This is a genomic window from Stieleria varia (assembly GCF_038443385.1).
Classification (GTDB): Bacteria; Planctomycetota; Planctomycetia; order Pirellulales; family Pirellulaceae; genus Stieleria; species Stieleria varia.
Genome location: NZ_CP151726.1, coordinates 5636872 through 5655973 on the forward strand (window position 1 = coordinate 5636872; position 19102 = coordinate 5655973).

The window sequence follows — 19102 nt, forward strand, 5'->3', positions numbered from 1 at the left end:
TCTATCAAAAACTCAGATCCAAACCGAAACGCAGTCCCTGTGTCCACAAATCGGTCAGGGCGACGGGAGAGCTGGGACGAGCCGCGCCGACCAGTCCACCGGGATCCAATTGGGTCAAATTGAGGCTCTCGTCGACTTGGTCGCCAGGCCGTGCCACGCGACTCCAGTACATGAATGTGTAACCCAGCGTGGCTTGCAACCGATCACTGAGGGCATAACCGAGTGTAACTCCCAGTTCAGGGATAACAGCAAAGTCATCGCTGGTGTGATCACCAATGTTCGTGCTTTGGGCAAGCAGGCCCACGTTGGAAAGCGTGGTCACTGGCGGCGAACTCAGTTCTTGGAATTTCGCATTTCCGCTGATGCGTGACAATGAATGATTGTTTCCCAACGCAATCTTGGCGACGCTTTCCAGCGTCCATCTCAGGTGGCATCGCTTGGTCATGAAACCGAGCTGGAAGCCATCGAATCGATTTTCCGTTTCAAACTGATCGACTTCTGACAACGTGGTTCCGATCGGCAAGCCTAACGCCGTGCCCGTCACCCGTTTGTGGTCCGCAAACCGCAACGACTCGTCCAGCTGGTTGTGTCGCCATCCGAGCACGAGATCAACCTCCAAGCCGCAATTGCGTCGAATCGCTCGGCGAAACAAGACTTCGACGCCCTGTAATTGCGACTTGGCCGTGATCGTCGCGTCTCCGACCAATTGGCCTGGAAAGGCAATCAGTTCTGAGTCCTGTGCCGTCACGCCGGACTCAATGTTGAAAAACGGCCTGGCCAGAATCGGAAACTGTTGACTGTCAAATTCGGATACCGACGTTTCGGTTTCCAACCCCGTGTAGATGACTTCGAATCCACGCGTCTGTTGCGGATCCAACCAGTAGTCAAACGTGAATCGTCCACCCGAGCGGTCGCTGTCAGGCATCTGCTCATTGCCCGCGATCACTCGCGTTGTTCCCAGCCCCAACACGCCTGCGTCGTTCAAGCTCGTGCCAGCGGAGCTGGTGGTGAGCAACGGCGGCACATCAAATCCATTCATCCACCAGACCAAAGCTTCGTAGCGAATCGAAAAGTTCCTCAGGTCCCGGAATCGCCCGACTTGTCCGGGCAAATATTGACTGCCCGAGTAGCAATCAGGACAACCGTCGCACGACGATTCCACGCCACAACTAGCGAGATGAGCTCCGTCACAATCGCACGACGTGTGGCCAATGATCGGAGCGAAATAGCCCACGGTATCGATGGTCTTGCCCGGAAATGAAATCGGCTGCGTGTCCGCAGCTTGCGAAACCTGGCCTCGCTGTTCAGGCTCGTCATCAAATCCGTGGAACGTCAGCATCTGGTCGGCAACGGCCGACGGAGATTGCGATTGCGGCTTGGTGCGTGACTTGTTTCGCCGAACCGGCTGACTGTCAGTGGAGGGGCGAGAGCCGGCCGGAGTGACGAGTCCCTCAATCTTGATACGTTGGCTCTCCAGCTGTTCGCGATCATCGACGAAACCGGATGCCCGCTGAGCATTTGCAGCAGGAACGCTCACCCACGCACTGAAAAGACAGAACGCGAGAAGGGGGCCAACCCGTGCGAGTTTCAGGTGTTTCATGAGCAGCGGATCCATTTCGCCTTCGTTCAAACCAGCACCGACACGTTGATCTGTCACCGTGTCCAATCAAAGTTGCGTCGTTCGTCGGGAGGCACTCCCCCCGCGAAATTCATCGATCTCGTTGAATTACAAAAAGAAACGATGTCGATGCTAGTGCTTTACTTGAGCGAAACTGCCGCTTTTTTCAAAAAGAATTCTCGAGCGTGTCGAAAAACGAACTAGTGCATCATCCGGTCTTGATTTTAAGGTTAGCCGTTTTGGCGTTAGCCACGGTTGTGGCACGAAAACCGTGGCTAACGCCAAAACGGCTCATCTACCGAACCCACGTTCTAAGACTGGACGATGCACTAGAGGTGCCGTCTTCTTCGCTAAAGACGCTGTCCACCGCAGCCGAACGCGAACGGCTTGCCAGCAAGAACCTTCGTATCCCAAATTCCTTTCTCAGCGGTACCACGGACAGCGGTACCAAGGAAATTGGAGCGGTCACTTCTGCTGGTTCGCTGGCTGGTTCGCTGGCGAACTGGCTGGCAGCAATCGGCGGAACACGAATGGGCAGAGAAACGGAAACAGCGGTCGAAGTTTCGTTCGCCTCCGAGTCTTGCTCAGTTGCTTCGCCCGTCGACGCTTCGCCCGTGGAATCAACCGGCACGATGCTTGGTGCAACTGAATCCGTTGCCACCGGTTCAGGCAACTCAACACTCTCGATCGCCTCCGCTGAGATTTTGACTCTGTCTATTTTGGCTGGTGAAAGGACCGGCAAGGCGGTGGCTGGCGACGGAACCACATCAGGCGTCTGAACCGCGACAGACGCGGCAACAACCGACGTCTTGACGGAACCGACGATCACAAGCTCAGACCGCGATGACTCCGCCGCTACGGTACGCGTTGTCCCACGAGCGAGAAGCAAACGCCGCAGGCCACCACCGCTAGGGGTGTCGACGACCGTTGGACTGGTCTCCGTTGGACTGGTCTCCGGTTCCGCTGCATTGACCTCTGGAACAACCGGCGGCGCGGTGGTGTTCTCCACCACATCCGGAATCGGAATGCCTTGCGATGGATTCGAATCGACCCCAGGTTCGGCTGTCGTCTCACTGGGCCCTTCATTGGGCCCTTCATTGGGGCTTTCAACCGGTGTGATTGCGGGCGGGTCTTCCACCACGTCGACTTCAACGGGGCTGGGCACCGACGGGATCGTTACGGGATCGCGCGGAGCAGTAGGTGCGCCGGCTTTCGCGACCGCTTGCAGATGATAGGCACCCATGCCGAAAACATCATCGCTGGCTCCATCGACGGAGACGGTCAGCACTTGCCCTGGGGCAAGATTGGTTAAATCGACGGTCGCAACTCCGCCATACTCCGCGATCGCGCTGCCAAGCAAATTGCCCGACGCATCGAATACTTGCAACTTCGGTGCCAGCAAGCTCAGCTGCCGAGCATCGGCCGACAATGTAATACTGCCGGAGTTCTCCGGGACCACCAAATGATAGAAATCGACGTCCGCGTGCGAAGTCAAATCGGCACGAAAACGCAAGTCATCCGCGTTGTCCCAATCGATCCTTGACGCGGACGCATCGCTGTCATTGCGAAGGGTTTGATCAAACGAATCGTCCCGTCGTGCTCCGTAGAGAGCTTGGATGCCTAAGATATCGTCCTTAGGTAGCTCTTCGTAGTATCCGCCGGTGCGCATGACCGACTCGTTGGCGCGTGAGTGCAAGAGCCCGAGCGCGTGGCCGATCTCGTGCGTCAACAATGCGATCATTTCTTGCTCGTCCGCGCCATCGCGATCCGCGTTGATCGTCACGTGACCTCCCAAACCGCCGACCGGGCCTGATGCCCAGCCATCGGCAGGCCCATCAGGGACCGCGCCGAAGCGAATGTCGCCGTGGTCGTCGGTCAATTCGCGTACGGGCGCGCCATCATCATCGACAAGATGAAAATTCAGATTGCTGTGATTGGCCCACGTTTGAAATGCAATCGCAACATAACGCTGCCATTGATCGGTGGTGGACAGGCGATCGAAGGTTTGCCGCCAGACGCTGGTGACGTCTCTTTGGACGCCGTCATCCCATAGCGTCCCATCGGGCGCGACGCTGTAACTCAGATCGGTCTCTGGCCACGGCAAAGCGGTGACGGCGTAGAGCATTGCTCGCTGCTCAAGCGATTCCAGTGACAAATGACGTCCGCGTCCACGCGAACGTGCGATTCTCTCGGTCTTCCGTGACACGATGATCGTCCGTGTGAGTTCGTTGACCCGGCGGCCTCATGCCGCTGGCGAATGTTTCACGAGTCTAGAGACGACACCGCCTCACCGAAAGATTGAATTCGACGAGCGAGGGCGTTTGCTATCATCGAAACACGCTGTGCAGCTCACTCGATCAACAATCCTTTTCAAAAATGTGAAACGTTTGATCGGCGATCAGGTTCCCGTCCAACTCCAGCGTCATTCGCCAGTCACCCAGTTTATCCGCGATCGGTTCCCAAATCGTATCGCCCAAATAGAAATCCCAGTCGTTCGTCTTGACGTACACGCTGCCGTCAAAGGGTGGGCGGCGGCGGCCAGTGTCGTCCAGGATCCCAGGGTGATCGATACAGTAAAACAGCTCCGCGTTCTTCGCGTTCTTGATGTTGACGATCAAACCAAACTCGACATCGATCACCGCTTTGACACGCGTGGTCAACTCCTCGAACTGCGGCAACGCTTTCGAGCCGGGGTCCCAGTTTCGATAGATTCCATACGAACGAACTCGCGTCTCTGGTTTTCTCTTTGCCATATCGCTTGATTAGGACTCTGAATCTCTTGTCTGTCGACCTCGAACACCGACTTGGGACGTCAAATGTTACCGTATACTGTCGGTCAAGCGAGCCCAATCGCCTCGGCATCCATCGACGATCGATCCTTCCCGGTTTGGACAAGACATGAAATACCCAGCGCCTATCCTGGTTTTGACAACGTGTTTGCTACTTTGGTGCGAAGCAAAGAATGCGAGTGCCGCGGATTCCGACGAGTCACGCCCCAACGTTCTGTTCATTGCATTGGATGACTTGAACGACTGGATCGGATGTTTGGGCGGTCATCCTCAAACCGTGACGCCGAACTTGGACCGCTTGGCCGCGATGGGGACGCTGTTCCGAAATGCTCACTGCGCCGCGCCGGCATGCAACCCCAGTCGCTCCGCGATCTTCACCGGGCGCGCACCCAATCGATCTGGCTTGTACGACAATCGACAACAGATGCGTGAGCTGATGCCAGACGCGGTTCTGCTGCCACAGTATTTTCGACAGAACGGCTATCTCGCATCCGGTTCGGGCAAGATGTTGCATTATTTCATCGACGCTCGTTCTTGGGACCACTACTTCCCCGAGGCCAAGTCAGAGAACCCGTTGCCGCGAACGTTCTATCCCGAACAGCGTCCCGTCAGTTTGCCACGGGGAGGACCTTGGCAATACGTCGAGACCGATTGGGCGCCGCTAGACATCACCGATGCAGCATTCGGAGGCGACTGGGCGGTCACGCAGTGGGTGGGCGAAGAGCTGGCGAGCGATCACGACAAGCCGTTCTTTCTCGCATGCGGTATCTATCGACCCCATGAGCCTTGGTTTGTCCCCAAGAAATATTTTGAGCCATTCCCTCTTGATTCCATTGAATTGCCACCGGGATACAAAGCCGATGACTTGGACGATGTGCCGGATGCAGGGAGAAACGCGGCGCGTAATCGGTACTTTGAACACATTCAAAAACACGGCCAGTGGAAACAAGGCGTTCAAGCGTACCTCGCATCGATTCACTTTGCCGACGCGATGCTGGGTCATGTCCTGGACTCTCTGGAGTCAGGTCCGAATCGAGACGACACGATCGTGGTGCTTTGGTCCGATCACGGCTGGCAGCTTGGCGAGAAAGAGCACTGGCAAAAGTACACGCCTTGGCGCGCGGTGACGCGAGTGCCTCTGATGATCCGTGTTCCACCGTCCGTGTCACCTGTCTTGGCAAAAGGCACACCAGCAGGCAGCGTTTGTGATGAGCCGGTCAATCTGCTGAGTCTGTATCCGACACTCTTGGAACTCTGCGGATTACCCGCGAAATCCTCCAATGACGCAGTCAGCTTGCTGCCGTTGTTGAGCGATTCCGAAGCCGAGTCTTGGCCGCATCATTCTGTGACCTACTTGTCGAAACCCGGCAGCTACAGCGTCAGCGGCCGGACGCATCGATACATCCATTATGCCGAAGGTGGCGAAGAGCTTTATGACATTCAAGCGGATCCCTATGAATGGACGAACTTGGCAAACAAGCCTGAGCACGCTGCGGTGTTGGAGCGTTTTCGCAGCGTTTCGCCGACGCAGTTTACCGAGCGTGTCGAGCCGTCGGTTGATTCTCTGACAAAGCTGTCATGGCACGAGATGCAGGACGGCCAAGCCCCTGCATCACGACCAGACGGCAACCCCTTTCCGGTTTACTTCATCAACCAGCGGGACACCGCAGTCGAGTTATGCTGGATCGATCGTCAAGGCAACCCGAAGTCCTACGGAGAGATCGCGGCGGGCAAACAGGTCAAGCAACAGGTACGTCCCGGCGCGGTCTGGATGATCCGCGATCCCGAAGCGAAATCGAACCTCGGCTTTTTCATCGTCGACGACCGAACCGCTCAAGCAATCATCCCCAAGCCGTAGGTGAGCGATTTATCGCCGTCGTATTTGCCGCCCAGTTGTCGTTGAGTCAATGGCTTCGGCTCGTGGAAATCTTTTGGTAGATTGAAGGGGAAAGCTGGCGGGTGCTTCGATACTCCCGGCGTTTGAATCTACTTTGCAAATCGGGCTGTTGTGATGAGTGATATCGAGGAAAATGAACCGGTCACGCTGTTGGTGGTCGACCATGACATCGTCCGTTTGGCTCATCATGTCCCGGACTGGGATGCGACGACGCTGGTGGTTTGTTTGTCAGAGGATCCAGTGGATTGGGCAGAGGTCCAACTCATCTGGCCTCGCTATCAGACGTCCCTGAGCGAACCTTCGGCGGATGCAATCGGGTTTGATGAGGTGACGCTCAGCGATGCGGTATCCGCCCTCAAGGAATCGGGGCCATGGATCGTTGTCGACCTGCCGCGAAAAAGAGTGTTTGCCGGCGGCGGCTACCCGGAGATCCCACGCGATAGCTGGTGCGCCGCGGGCGAAGAAACGCAGCGGGGCTATGAGTGTCAGATCTCGCTGCACATGCCGCCGTGGTGGCAGATGAACAATGACAGTCTCATCGATGACATTCTGGAACCGCGTGTGCCGATGCCGGTCGTTGCGGACCCCTGTCGCGACGTGTTGTGGGGCGAAGCACTGGAGGAGTTTTTTGCGACCAAGATCCTGGAATTGGTCCGAAGCGAAGCTTGGCATCTGGAACAGTGCGACACCGATGTGGAGATGCGATACTCGTTCACCGTTGCGGTTCATCGTGACTGGTTGATGACGCCACGCGATGACCTGGGCGGCCGAATGCCGCGTGATCGAATTCTACCCGGCAGAAACTGGATCGGTTTGCTGATCGATGGGCAACGATTTGGCGTGACGCGTGGAGGACCTCCGATGCCGATCTCACGCGACTTGCAGACCTACAAGTTCGGTCCGATGGGGACGGAAGAAATCTGCATGTACTTTGATTTGTGTCGCGAGATGATCGCCTATGGCTGGACGTGGGCGGTGGACCATCGCGATTCAGTGCCGGGTGAGGACCAGAAACGGCAACTGGCAAGCGAACTTGGCAAGCTCAAGCAGATGTGGCTTTCCTCGCCGTTTGAGGGTGGCGATCTGCCATCTGAGATCATTGATTGCGAACGAGTGCGGATTCCGAGGCAAGCGAAGCGAGGTGCTGGCGGTGGACATGTATTGGATTGCGATTGTCCCATCTGCATGATGGCGGAATCGGACGCGTTTGGCCCCATGTTCGTCGGAATCGACGGCCATCACTTGGAGCTCGACGACGAGTTTGCATTTTCGCTCTGTGAAACCAAAGCGGAATGGGAGTCGCAGCAGCAAGACTACAAAGCGTTTGCCGAGAAGATGGACGAACGGCTTGCAGCGCAGGAGAAGGAACGCGAGGAGCTTGGCGAGTTGGCGTCCCCCTGGGAACACGCGCACGTGAACTGGGACGCTATGCAATTCGGTCCAATGGCGACCATGGCGATCAGTTTCTTGCTTGCCGACATGGTGTCGTCGTTACAGGACCACGATTGCCCTCGAGATGATATCGATCAGCTCAACAACGCATTTCGCGAGTATCGAGATGCATCGCGAGACGAGATTGTTGATGCGACGCGTGCCTTCAAAGAAGCTTTGGAGGCGGTCGCCGACCGCAATTCGTTCTTGGTCTCACGCTCTGCGGATCTGCAGAGCAAGCTTGACGAATTGTGCCGTCAACAACTGGCCAGCGAGTGAACGTAGCGACTCACTCGCCTGCGTTTCGTGCGGGTTTGTTCCGCGTTTCTGCGAAATAAAATGCTTCGCAACGGTTCCGTCAGGGCTTGAATGAGCCGATTCTTGTCCACGGTCACCTCCCCAAGGAAATTTAATCGCTGCAAAACCCTCATGCGGCACCACAGCATGCCTAACACAATACGATAGCCAACTGATAAACTCAGCACTTCACGGCGGCACCGTCCAATCGCCGAGAAAATCATTCGGAGAAAGATCATGCCGCAAATCGTTCGTTGTTCGTGTGGCCAGCAACTGCAGGTCGAAGTCCCACCGCAGGGAGTTCGCGTGCGCTGTCCCAGTTGTTCTGCCGAGTTGTCATTAAGCGGGCAACCTACGGCTCCCGTTTCACAACCCGTCGTACCTTTTTCGCCTGCCTCGGCACCGCCCAGTACCGGCAGCAATCCATTCGGGACGGCAGCGGCACCCCATCGCCCAACGGCTCCCAAGAATGCAAGCCCAGTCAAGATCTTAGCGATCGTGGTGGCGAGCATGGCGGCGCTGCTGTTGCTCGCGTGCGGTGGTGTTTTTGCTTTGCAATCCTTCAACGGTGGCGGACAAGCTGTTGCGTTGGAGGAATCCGACAAGCCTGTCACAAAGGCTGAAGTGGAGAAGGTTTCTGCGGAGATCGAGTCCGGATTGCAGTCGGGGGCAATCGCAATCGTCGAGTCTCACATTGACTGGGAACGCATGATTGCCGAATCGATCGCTAATCTGGATTTGAATGCTGGATTCAAGTCGCAGTTTGGAAAAGGTCTCTTGCAAGGAATCCAGACTCGTGGCTGGGCCGGGCCGGTACATCAAGCCACAAGTGGTAATGTCAAGCTGCTCAGAGTCCGTGACAAGGAACGCGGTCCGGTGGCGCTGTTGCGAATCGAACCGACCGGAGCAGGAGTCGGATACTTTGAAATCGCCTATTTTCGCGACACCGATGACAAGGTCAAAGTGGCTGACATCTACAACTTTGCCACCGGTGAATGGCTGACGGAAACCTTGTACCGGATGTCGTTGCCTTTGGTTGCTGAACAGAACAAATCGATCCTGGAGAAACTCAATGGCAACGAGAGCTTGCTGGTCAAGCACCTCAGCGACTTGGAACGTATCCGCATGCTCGGTCAAACCAACCCTGATGCGGCATTGCGTTCGTTTCGCACTTTGCCTCCCAGTGTTCAGCAAGACAAGTCGTTCATGATCTTGCGAATCACCATCGCGACACAGGCCGAAGATGACTCGGAATACGATTCAGCGCTCAAGGATTTCATGCGACTGTTTCCCAATGACCCCGCGGCAGCCTTGTTCTCCATCGACTACTACGCCTTGCAGGGGGAACTGGACAAGTCGATCGCGGCAATCGACAAGTTGAATGAGATGGTCGGCGGCGACGCGGCCTTGCTGGTCCTGAGAGCTTCCGTTCACTCTGTGAGCGGTGACACACAAGCGGCCAAGGAGGATCTGAACAAGGCGATCGAAATGGAGCCCGAGCACAAGGGCGCCCAAGAGATGCTTCGGCAACTCTAGATCAAGACGTGCTGACACGTGTCTGTAGTGGACGAGGTCACGAGTCCTCGACACGTTTTTACCCTACAGGGACTCGTCACCTCGTCCACTACGGAGGGTGCAGCCTCATCTGCTACTCGCATTTTTGTTCCCTACAGTGCTTTGCTGATCTTGCGCACCACACTGATTACAATCAAGCTCTTCGTCCCCCCAAGCTCCCCTCCTGTTTTCTATTCCGGAAACCGTTTCCATGCGTTGTTTTCTCGCAATCATGACCCTTGGTTTTGCGTGTGCCTGCCAAGCAGAGTTCCCTCCGCTGTTCAACACCGAACCCGTCTCTGATGAGTCCTTGATGACACCAGCAGACGCTGCCGCCGGGATGAAACTGCCGGAGGGATTCACGGCAACTGCATTTGCGGCGGAACCCAATGTCCAAAACCCCATCGCCATGACGTGGGACGGCAAAGGACGATTGTGGATCGCGGAGAACTACACGTACGCGGAACGGACTCAACGTTTTCAGTTGGATTTGCATGACCGTGTTGTGATTCTCGATGGCGCGACTGGCGATCAAATGACAAAGCGGACCGTGTTTACGGACAACGTACAGATGCTGACGGGGATCGAAGTCGGGATGGGTGGCGTTTGGTTGATGTGCCCGCCCAAGCTGCTATTCATTCCAGACGCGAATCAGGACGACGTTCCGGATGGTCCCGCCGAAACGGTGTTGGACGGATTCACGGTTGCCGCTGCCAATTATCACAACTTTGCCAACGGGATTCGATTCGGGCCCGATGGCTGGTTATACGGCCGCTGCGGCGGTTCGTGTCCTGGGCGAATCGGCGTCCCAGGTACTGACGACGCAAATCGATTGGCGATGGAAGGTGGAATTTGGCGTTACCATCCGCGTCGAAAGACTGTCGAAGTGCTGACCAGTGGAACCACGAACCCTTGGGGACACGACTGGAATTCGTTGGGTGAGATGTTTTTCGTCAACACCGTCAACGGGCACCTTTGGCACATGATCCCCGGCTCTCACTTGACCCGTCCATTCTTGCTGGACCCCAATCGGCGAACGTATGAACTGATCGATTTTCACGCCGACCACTGGCATTTTGATACCACCGGCAGTTGGACGGACTCACGCGACGGTGCTGCAAATCAGTTCGGTGGCGGCCATGCTCACAGCGGATGCATGGTCTATCAAGGAGACGCGTGGCCTGAGAAGTATCGTGGTCAGCTTTTCACCTTGAATTTCCACGGTCGTCGCGCAAACCAGGAACGATTGCAGCGTGAGGGCAGCGGCTATGTTGCACGTCACGACGAAGATTTTATGATTGCCACCGATACTTGGTTCCGCGGAATGGATCTCAGCAGCGGACCCGATGGAAACGTCTTTGTGATCGACTGGAGCGATGCGGGGGAGTGTCACGAGCACACCGGTGTTCACCGAACCAGCGGACGTGTTTTCAAAATCAAGCCTTCGGGGGCTGAGCAGGATACCGTCATTCCCGCCTGGTCCAGCGACGCAATCATTGCCGGCTTGACGAAATCCCGGAACGTGTGGCATCAGCGACAAGCCCAATTGGCACTGATGTCCCATCCGGAAAACCCGCAAGTCGTCACTGCTCTGCGTGATACCCTTGCAAAAACCCTAGACGCTCCGGTTGCGATCCGATGCCTGACGACCTTGCATAGCATTGATCAACTGGAGCCTGGGCAACTCACGGCGATGCTGTCCCATTCGAACGAGCACGTGCGAGCTTGGGCCATTCGCTTGGCGACTGATGCAATGCCTATCGATGATTGCATGGGCCCTCACTGGAAATCGAATCAGTCGGTCTCGGTCGATCCCACGCTGCTGCAATCATTAGTGGACCTGGCCGCTCACGACAAGTCTGCGTTGGTCCGACTGACGCTTGCCTCCACATTGCAACGTCTGCCCGTCGAACGGCGGGCCGAATTGGCTTTGCCTCTGGTGGCTCATGCTTCGGATGCCGACGATCACAACTTGCCGTTGATGATTTGGTACGGGCTGATCCCCGTAGCGGATACCCAGCACCAACAGATCGCAGCGGTGGCTGCAAAATGCGAGTTGCCGACCACATTGCGGTTGATTTCACGGGTTGCGGCGGAGGAAATCGAGAAACAGCCTGCGATCTTGGACTCCATCTTGGTGGCATGTTCTGATAGGGGTGAGCAGGCCCGTGGCAGCGTATTGCAGGGGATCAGCGAAGGATTGATCGGCTGGCAGCGGGCGCCAAAGCCCGAGCATTGGGACGACTTTGTCAACAAGTCTGGTCAACAGCATGTCGATCTGACACGAGAACTGAACGTCTTGTTCGGTGACGGGCGAGCCATGCAAGACTTGATCGAAGTCGCAATGGGAAAGACCGACGCATCAGACGAAAGTCGGCTTGCGGCGTTGGAGAAACTGATTCAAATCGACCCGCCCCAGCTTCGCGAGATCTGTGAGTCGTTGCTGGGCAACAACCGTTTGAACGTGATGGCCGCGCGCGGACTTTCCAAGTTCAACGACCCGTCCATTGGCAAGGCGATCGTTAATCGGTACGGCAGTTTTCGGGCGCCGTTTCGTCCCCAAGTGGTCTCCATTCTGTCCTCACGTCCGTCCTTTGCCACCGAACTGCTCCACGCGATCGAAGATGGCAAGATCTCACGAAGCGACCTATCAGCGTTTCAAGCCCGGCAGATTCTGTCCTTGGGTGACGACACGGTCGCTCAATTGGTACGCGACGTCTGGGGCGATGTGCGTGAAAGCTCAGATGAAAAGAAAGCTCGCATGGCAGCTCTGACGGCGCAACTTGGGCCAGATTCGCTGGCGCACTCCGATCGCTCAGCGGGCCGTGCGGTCTTTGCCAAGACTTGCCAAACATGCCATCGACTCTACGGCGTCGGTGGTAAGGTCGGACCGGATTTGACCGGTTCGAATCGCAACAACCTGGACTATTTGGTCAGCAACATCGTTGACCCCAGCAGTGTGGTCGACAAGAACTATCGCATGTCGTTGATCTTGATGACGGACGGACGCGTGATCAGTGGTTTAGTAACCGATGAAAATGACAAGTCGGTCTCTATCCAAACGGCGACCGAAGCATTGGTGTTGAGCAAGGACCAGATCGAGTCACGAAAGCTGACCGATAAATCATCGATGCCTGAAGGCTTGATTGACACGCTCAGTGAGACCGAAGTCCGAGATCTGTTCGGCTACTTGAGTCATCCCACACAGGTCGACTTGCCAGAATAGGTTTCGATGGCGAAACGCCCTCGTGCGACGATGAAGCGTTAATGGATGCCGTTTCGAAACGCCCACGCCATGGCTGCCATGGCGGAAACGGCAGCCAATTGAACCACCATCGCGAACCAATAGCGTCGCGGATGCGTTTCGCGACTGACATAGGCGTAGTGCGCAGACCACCCCGCCAGTGCAATTCCCGTCCACAACTCCAAAATGAAAATCCCAACGGTAACGACCGCAAAGATGATAGGTATCGTCATGAACGGGGTGCTCCGTCGGAGAAGGCTAATTACCCGATTCCTTTTGACGCCGCAGATTTTCGCTAACTCGCTTTAGCAATGCTCGATCGCTATCGCTCAGCGAATCCCGTCCTTTCTCGCCCAAACGCTGCAGGACTTCGTCGAGGCGTGACTCGTCATCGGCTTCTTCTCGTTCTCGTCGTAGAGCTTCTCTGGCCAACCGGCGTTTCTTTCGCATTCGGATGGACTCGGAAAGCTGTGATACCCAGCTTGGTCCGTCCGTTGCTTCTTCGTCGCCCCCGGTCAGCTTGGGCAAATAATCGCTGTCGGCCATGTGAAACGAAACGATGGAGTCACGCAAATCTGAACTTCGGCAGGAGACCCACAGCAACACGGACAAGAACACCAACAGCGGCCAGCGGGGAACGGCCACGTTCTGATCCGCCGCCATCGTGGCCATGGCGAGTAACAGGGTGGAAATCGCAACGAGTTGCAACAAGCGGCGAGCAAGTTTCGTTTGAAAAACTTCATCCGTCTCCCGGGCCGCCAAATAGGAAACCGACATTAGCAACGCACGTCCCTGATTGCGGGACAACGGGAACAACTGGCACAACACCTGCACCCAACAAAGCCATGTCCCTGCAAGCCACAGCGACTCGGACGCTCCCAGCCCAAAACCGGGAGAGCGAAGCAATTGCATCAGTTGCCCTGATGTCCACGCCGAATGAGTGATCGCGTGGATGGCAAAGAAGATCAGTCCACACCCGAACACCGCGGCCAGCGTGGTCGAAGCAACCGCAACGGTGGTTGATGCTTTCCATTGGGTGGCGTCCCAGATCCGATTGGGTGATTCAACCCCCAAGATACCGACGGTGATATTGCGGCTGTGAATTCCCAGCCCAAAGTGGAAGACCAAGTGCACACCGACTTGTACGATCCAACCGATGGTCCAGATTCCGACTGCGATCAGAGCCGTCAAAGGCAAGTCGGCGTTTCCGGGCCGATTCTGAATCATCACCACCAGCCCGGTCAAAACCGCTGCCGCGACAAACACCGCATACGAAACGTAAAAGTGAATCCCGCCGTACTCGCCGAGCGGCAATGACCAGCTGCTGGGAACGTCCGAGTCAAACGGTTCATCAGGCTGCTGGCGGGAAAAGACGTTTAGTCGAGGCATGAGGAGGGATTCGAGGGCGGCAGTATTTGATCGTAAGACTCGGCGGCAGACGCAGATGAGACACGCTCAGTCGCGTTGCAGGGCCCAAGTGGGGCTGACGATGTGTTGCAGGTTCGACGTGAAGTCTTCGCCGATGAATGCAGCAACGGACAACCCCGAGAGAATTGGATCCTTTTTCAAGCTGTCTTTGGAAACGGTAAATCGAACAAGCTTTTCCGCTTTGCCAGATACAGCGACGACCTGACGTTCCAGTCGTATACCGCCCGTTTTGGCGTTTGGTTCACACTGTTTCAGCGTCACATGCATTTTCTGCTCGCCAAGCGCTTCGGGCAAGTTGATGGCGAACCGAATTTCCAACACATCACCGGGGGCAAATGGTTCTCCGTCCGTTACCGCAGTAATTGCAATCGCGTCACGCAGTTTTTTGGTTCCTGCGCGAGCGTTGGAAGACGCTGGGACGCTTTTTTTACCAGGCGTCTTTGATCTTTTCACCGCCGTTTGCTTCTTGGCGTCCTCCGCCGCCATGAATTCGTTTCGGAGCGAATCGTTATCGATGTCAGAGAGCACAGGGGCAACCGGATCGTCGATGCGTTTCAGCTCAGCAAGCAATGTCTTTCTCAGCAGGATCAGCTCAGACTGATGGGACGGTGCGTCGATCAAGTTCTGTAAGCAATCCGGATCGCTGGCGACATCGTACAGTTCTTGCAGGACGCGGTGATCAAACAGCTCCAATCGCGCCGCGATCTCAGGTTCCTTTGCCGCCCGCTTGACCATTTGGCGATACGTTGCGGTTCCCGTCGTTGCCGTCGCAAACTTCCGCTCGCCGTCACTCCAGGGGTTGTACAAGTAAAGGTATTTCTTTGTTTGGATACCGCGCATGGGGTGTCGATTTCGACCGGAGTTCTCGTTGTACTGCAGCACCACATGATCGCGTCCGTCCTGCGTTTCGCCCTTCAGCAAGGGAGCAAATGATCGACCATGCAACCTCTGTGGTGTGGGGTGGCTGGTCTGCATCACGTCCAACAAGGTCGGCAGGAAATCAATCGCGGATACCATGTGAACGTCGTCTGCGGTTCCCGCTTTCGTGACTCCGGGCCACCGCACCATCAACGGCGTCCGCGTGCTGTGGTGGTAAAGCTGCGTTTTTGCGAATGGCAGTGGCATGCCGTGGTCGGAAAGAAACATGATGAACGTCCGGTCGAACTTGCCCGATTGTTCCAACGCCTGCATGACGCTGCGGAAAGCATCATCGGCGCGTCGCACACTGCTGTAATAGCTGGCTAGCTCGTCTTTGATCACGTCGTCGCTGGGCAGAAATCCCGGCACCGGCACTTCGTCTGCCGAAAAAACACGTGTGGGCACGTACGGATCGCTGGCTTGCTCGCCACGTTTGGTTGTGTTGTAAAACGGTTTGTGCGGATCCGAGATATTGACCATCAAGCAAAACGGTTTGCCCGCTTCCTCCGCCATGGCGATCGCATTGCGAGTGCTGGCGCCGTAGCTTGCTGGATCCTTGATGTGGTACTGCCCTCCGTCAGGATTTTGGGTCACATCAGCGTCCCACGCGTAGGGAGTGTATGGAGTTGAGTGACTGACTTTGCCGCGGATCGCGGTGAAGTAGCCGGCGGACTTGGCCAAGTCGCACAGCACGGGGTAGTCGGGATTTCTGTTCTGCTGAAATCCTTCCACGCCATTGACGTTGCTGAACAATCCTGACCACATCAGATTTCGACCCGGCATGCAATTGCCGACGTGCACATGTGCATGATTGAATCGCAACGCCGTCTTGGCAAAGGCATCAATCGATGGAGAGGTCTCCGGCAACGGACATCCAAACACTCCCAGCGAGTCGGCACTCATGTCGTCCACCGTGACGATCAAAACATTAAGGCGTTCAGGAACACCGCCGCTCGGCTTGGGCTCTTGAGCCTGTAAGGTTGCCGTCAGCCCGATTGCGGCCAAGAACAGCGCGATCGCGGACAAGGCATGGAAGCAAAGCCGGACAACGCGGGGCATTGGATGCCGGTGACTGCTGGGAGTAGAGGAAGGCATTTTGTCCGTGTGGTGTTGAATGGAGGGCGGCCGAGACGAAGCGACGGGGCCATCAATATAGCTTGACTGCGACAGAATTCCCTCCTTACGACGGCGACATTCCCACGGAAGCCCGAACCGAATGCTGGCACCCGCGTTTTTCCGCTGATAACGCCGGAACCGTCAAAAATTGCGGTTGGAAAACCAGCTCGGTTTGGCGAGCGTCAGATAGGCCACCGCGACGCCAGCGGCCAATCCGCAAAAATGCCCTTCCCAGGACACAGCCCCACCGGCACCCGGAATCAGCCCCCAAAGCACAGTGCCTCCGAACATCAGGCCGACCAGCAACGCGACACCGATGGCAACCAGACGCCGCTCCAAGAATCCGGACACGATGAGCAATCCGATCAGGCCAAACGCCAGCCCGCTGGCTCCGACATGAACGTAGTTTCGGCCGATCACCCACAGCAGAATGCCGCCCAGCAAGACGATCAGGCAAACGCTCAGCCACGGCTTTGCTCTCGAACCGGCAAGTAGTCCGAGCAAGATTGCCAGTGAAATGGTGTTTCCAAAGAGATGGCTGATTCCTCCATGCAACAGCGGCATCAACACAATGCCCGGCAGTCCCGACAGCGTTCGCGGACGCAAACCCCATGAGCTCAGATCGTAGGGGATGAGCAAGTCCACGAAATAGACAAGCCACATCACTAGCAGAAACACACCGATCCAATAGAACTGTTTTTGCATGACGCGATGGAGATCCGCTGGAAACAAGAACCACACGGAACCGCAATGCATGCGTGAACGTCCGGCTTAGAAATCTCAGCTCGCATTGTACACTTTGTTGTGCGTCATTTGTTATGTACGCTTTGTCGGCATTGATCAAATACCCGTTGCTAAGGTGCAGGCATGAGGATGGATGAATCTGTAACCCGGTCACTGTTGATGGGACTGGCCGGCGAAGGGCTGGAGGAGGTGCTTTCCTCGTTCGCGCCACGCAGCTTTGAGGCGGGTGACACGATCGTGGCGGTGGGCGAGGTGGGCGACGAACTGTTCTTGATCACGGCCGGCAAAGTCCGCGTATGGAGCGGTGAAGGACCCGCGGTTTCCGAACGGACGCTGAGCATTCTGGGCCCCGGTGACCATTTCGGTGAAGCCGCCGCATTGGGCGGTGGTCGCCGCACCGCAACCGTGACGGCGGTTTCCTACGTCGAAACGCTGGTTCTGAGCGGCCCCCAATATCGCCGGTTGCTGAAACAGTACCCACAACTGTTGGAGAACGTTAGCCGCTCGCTCACCCGCCGACTGACCCAAATGAACGCCGCGTCGCGGTCGCCGGACAAGTCCAAACGCAAGGTCCATTCGCTCGCGATCATCGTCGACCATCCGGCCGGATGGTCGTTGGCACAATCGATGCTTGGCACGCTTAGAAAGAATGACCAAGTGATCCAGCCGATTCTGGTCACGGACACTCCACCGCCGGTTTCGGCACGGGAGATGGATCCTGACATGTTGGAAGTCAACGAGTCGGATTTGGCAATCACGATTGCCGGTCGCAGTCGTGGCGATTGCTTTGCCGTCGCGATCGCACACGGTCCCGTTGCGTCAGCGGCGGCCACCAAGCAGTGTGATCGTGTGATCGTTGCGATGGATGCCCAAAAAGGGCTTGCCAGTTTTGGCGGCGAAATCATTCGAGGCATTCCCGCTCACCGCCGGCCCATCGCGGCAATGTTGTATCCAGCCGACATCAATTCCCGGCCCAAGATGGACGACGACTCCGTGCATATGGTGCGTTGCAAGATCACGGATGTGCCAGGCGGGCAAATGCACCAAGCTCACATCGCAGCCGAATCCATCGTACGTCTACGTCGATCACTCAACGGCGTCCGTGTCGGACTGGCGCTCGGTGGCGGTGGGGCACGCGGAATCGCGCACGTGGGGGTGCTGGAAGTTCTGCAGCGTGAGAACATCGTGTTTGATTCCATCGCCGGAACCAGTGCCGGATCCATCGTCGCGGCAGCCATCAGTTCGGGATACGCGGCCGATGAAGTCGGCCAGTTCTTTCGCGATGAAATGATCCCACCAAAATTCTTTGCCAAGTCGGGGGCTCTACGAAGAGCTTGGTTGGTGCACAGTTTTCGCGGCAGTCGTTTTGAAACAAAACTGCGTCGCTACATGAAGACCCTTGATTTCGCGCAAGTCGATTTGCCGCTATCAATCACTACTCTGGATTTGATCAGTGGAAATCAAATGATTCGACGTAGCGGTGACGTCGTCAACGCCGTTTTGCAAAGCATCAATCACCCTGTTTTCGGACGCCCGATCTTGGCCGAAGGTCAGATGCTGGTGGACGGGGGTGTTTTGATGAACGTCCCCGCATCCGTCCTGCGAGCTGAAGGTTGCGATTATGTGATCTCCGTCGACGTCGGTTCGACGTTGTCGACCGACTACGCCAGAGACAAAAACGGCAACCCGCGTCGCCCGAGTTACATTTCGACGCTGCTGCGTACCATGGACATCAGTCGCAGACATTCCAGTGCCTTGCACAGTGAAGAAAGTGATTTGATCATCACGCCTGAGACACAAGCCTTCAAGATCGAGGACTTCCACGCCGTTGACCCCTTGATCGACGCCGGTCGCGAGGTCGGCGAGCGGATGAAAGCCGACGTCAAACGCTTGATCGACAATTTGCGAACCGATCTGCTTGGCCAAAACACGAATGCGTGAACTGTACGTCGTTTGACCCGTAGCCGAAGGCGTAGGTGAGCAGAACGGATGATGTTGGTTCGAACCCATGGTATCGCCGCCGAAGCCTTCGGCTGCGGGTCACGCAAGCAGGCACATGCCGCTGC

12 protein-coding genes are annotated in these 19102 nt (G+C 56.4%); 5 read left to right on the forward strand and 7 right to left on the reverse strand.

All coding sequences use genetic code 11. The annotated features are described in order from the left end of the window. Nucleotides 1–4: 4 nt before the first annotated feature. The 3 genes from Pla52nx_RS18995 to Pla52nx_RS19005 form a co-directional block, all read right to left on the reverse strand. Entirely contained in the window at nt 5–1657 is a 1653-nt protein-coding gene (locus Pla52nx_RS18995) for a BBP7 family outer membrane beta-barrel protein (protein ID WP_146519918.1), read from the reverse strand. Between the two features lie 256 nt (nt 1658–1913). Further along, complete coding sequence (locus tag Pla52nx_RS19000; RefSeq protein WP_146519917.1) at nt 1914–3824, reverse strand: matrixin family metalloprotease; 1911 nt, start codon at nt 3822–3824, stop codon at nt 1914–1916. Nucleotides 3825–3975: 151 nt separating this feature from the next. After that, nucleotides 3976–4371, reverse strand: a complete 396-nt coding sequence (locus Pla52nx_RS19005; protein ID WP_146519916.1) for a DUF3859 domain-containing protein — start codon at nt 4369–4371, stop codon at nt 3976–3978. Nucleotides 4372–4516: 145 nt separating this feature from the next. Between Pla52nx_RS19005 and Pla52nx_RS19010 the strand changes: the two genes are divergently transcribed. The 4 genes from Pla52nx_RS19010 to Pla52nx_RS19025 all read left to right on the forward strand — a co-directional run bounded on the left by Pla52nx_RS19010 (nt 4517) and on the right by Pla52nx_RS19025 (nt 12812). Then, nucleotides 4517–6265, forward strand: a complete 1749-nt coding sequence (locus tag Pla52nx_RS19010) for a sulfatase-like hydrolase/transferase (RefSeq protein WP_146519915.1) — start codon at nt 4517–4519, stop codon at nt 6263–6265. 153 nt (nt 6266–6418) lie between these two features. Next, nucleotides 6419–8014 carry a hypothetical protein gene (locus tag Pla52nx_RS19015; RefSeq protein WP_146519914.1) on the forward strand — a complete coding sequence of 532 codons (1596 nt, stop codon included), beginning with the start codon at nt 6419–6421 and terminating at the stop codon, nt 8012–8014. A gap of 255 nt (nt 8015–8269) precedes the next feature. Next, nucleotides 8270–9568 carry a tetratricopeptide repeat protein gene (locus Pla52nx_RS19020; RefSeq protein WP_146519913.1) on the forward strand — a complete coding sequence of 433 codons (1299 nt, stop codon included), beginning with the start codon at nt 8270–8272 and terminating at the stop codon, nt 9566–9568. A 229-nt stretch (nt 9569–9797) separates the two neighbouring features. Beyond that, entirely contained in the window at nt 9798–12812 is a 3015-nt protein-coding gene (locus tag Pla52nx_RS19025) for a PVC-type heme-binding CxxCH protein (protein WP_146519912.1), read from the forward strand. Nucleotides 12813–12850: 38 nt separating this feature from the next. Here Pla52nx_RS19025 and Pla52nx_RS19030 read toward each other — a convergent pair whose 3' ends face one another. The 4 genes from Pla52nx_RS19030 to Pla52nx_RS19045 all read right to left on the reverse strand — a co-directional run bounded on the left by Pla52nx_RS19030 (nt 12851) and on the right by Pla52nx_RS19045 (nt 17048). After that, nucleotides 12851–13063, reverse strand: coding sequence for a hypothetical protein (locus Pla52nx_RS19030; protein ID WP_146519911.1), 213 nt, complete (start codon nt 13061–13063; stop codon nt 12851–12853). A gap of 25 nt (nt 13064–13088) precedes the next feature. Further along, nucleotides 13089–14219, reverse strand: a complete 1131-nt coding sequence (locus Pla52nx_RS19035; RefSeq protein ID WP_146519910.1) for a hypothetical protein — start codon at nt 14217–14219, stop codon at nt 13089–13091. A 66-nt stretch (nt 14220–14285) separates the two neighbouring features. Then, entirely contained in the window at nt 14286–16235 is a 1950-nt protein-coding gene (locus tag Pla52nx_RS19040) for a sulfatase family protein (protein ID WP_146519909.1), read from the reverse strand. A 198-nt stretch (nt 16236–16433) separates the two neighbouring features. After that, nucleotides 16434–17048: a rhomboid family intramembrane serine protease gene (locus Pla52nx_RS19045; protein ID WP_146519908.1), complete on the reverse strand. Its 615-nt coding sequence runs from the start codon at nt 17046–17048 to the stop codon at nt 16434–16436. A 117-nt stretch (nt 17049–17165) separates the two neighbouring features. Here Pla52nx_RS19045 and Pla52nx_RS19050 point away from each other — a divergent pair, with 117 nt between their 5' ends. Next, nucleotides 17166–18977 (forward strand): patatin-like phospholipase family protein, encoded by a 1812-nt coding sequence (locus Pla52nx_RS19050; protein WP_197454555.1) that lies wholly within the window; start codon nt 17166–17168, stop codon nt 18975–18977. The last annotated feature ends 125 nt before the right edge of the window (nt 18978–19102 follow it).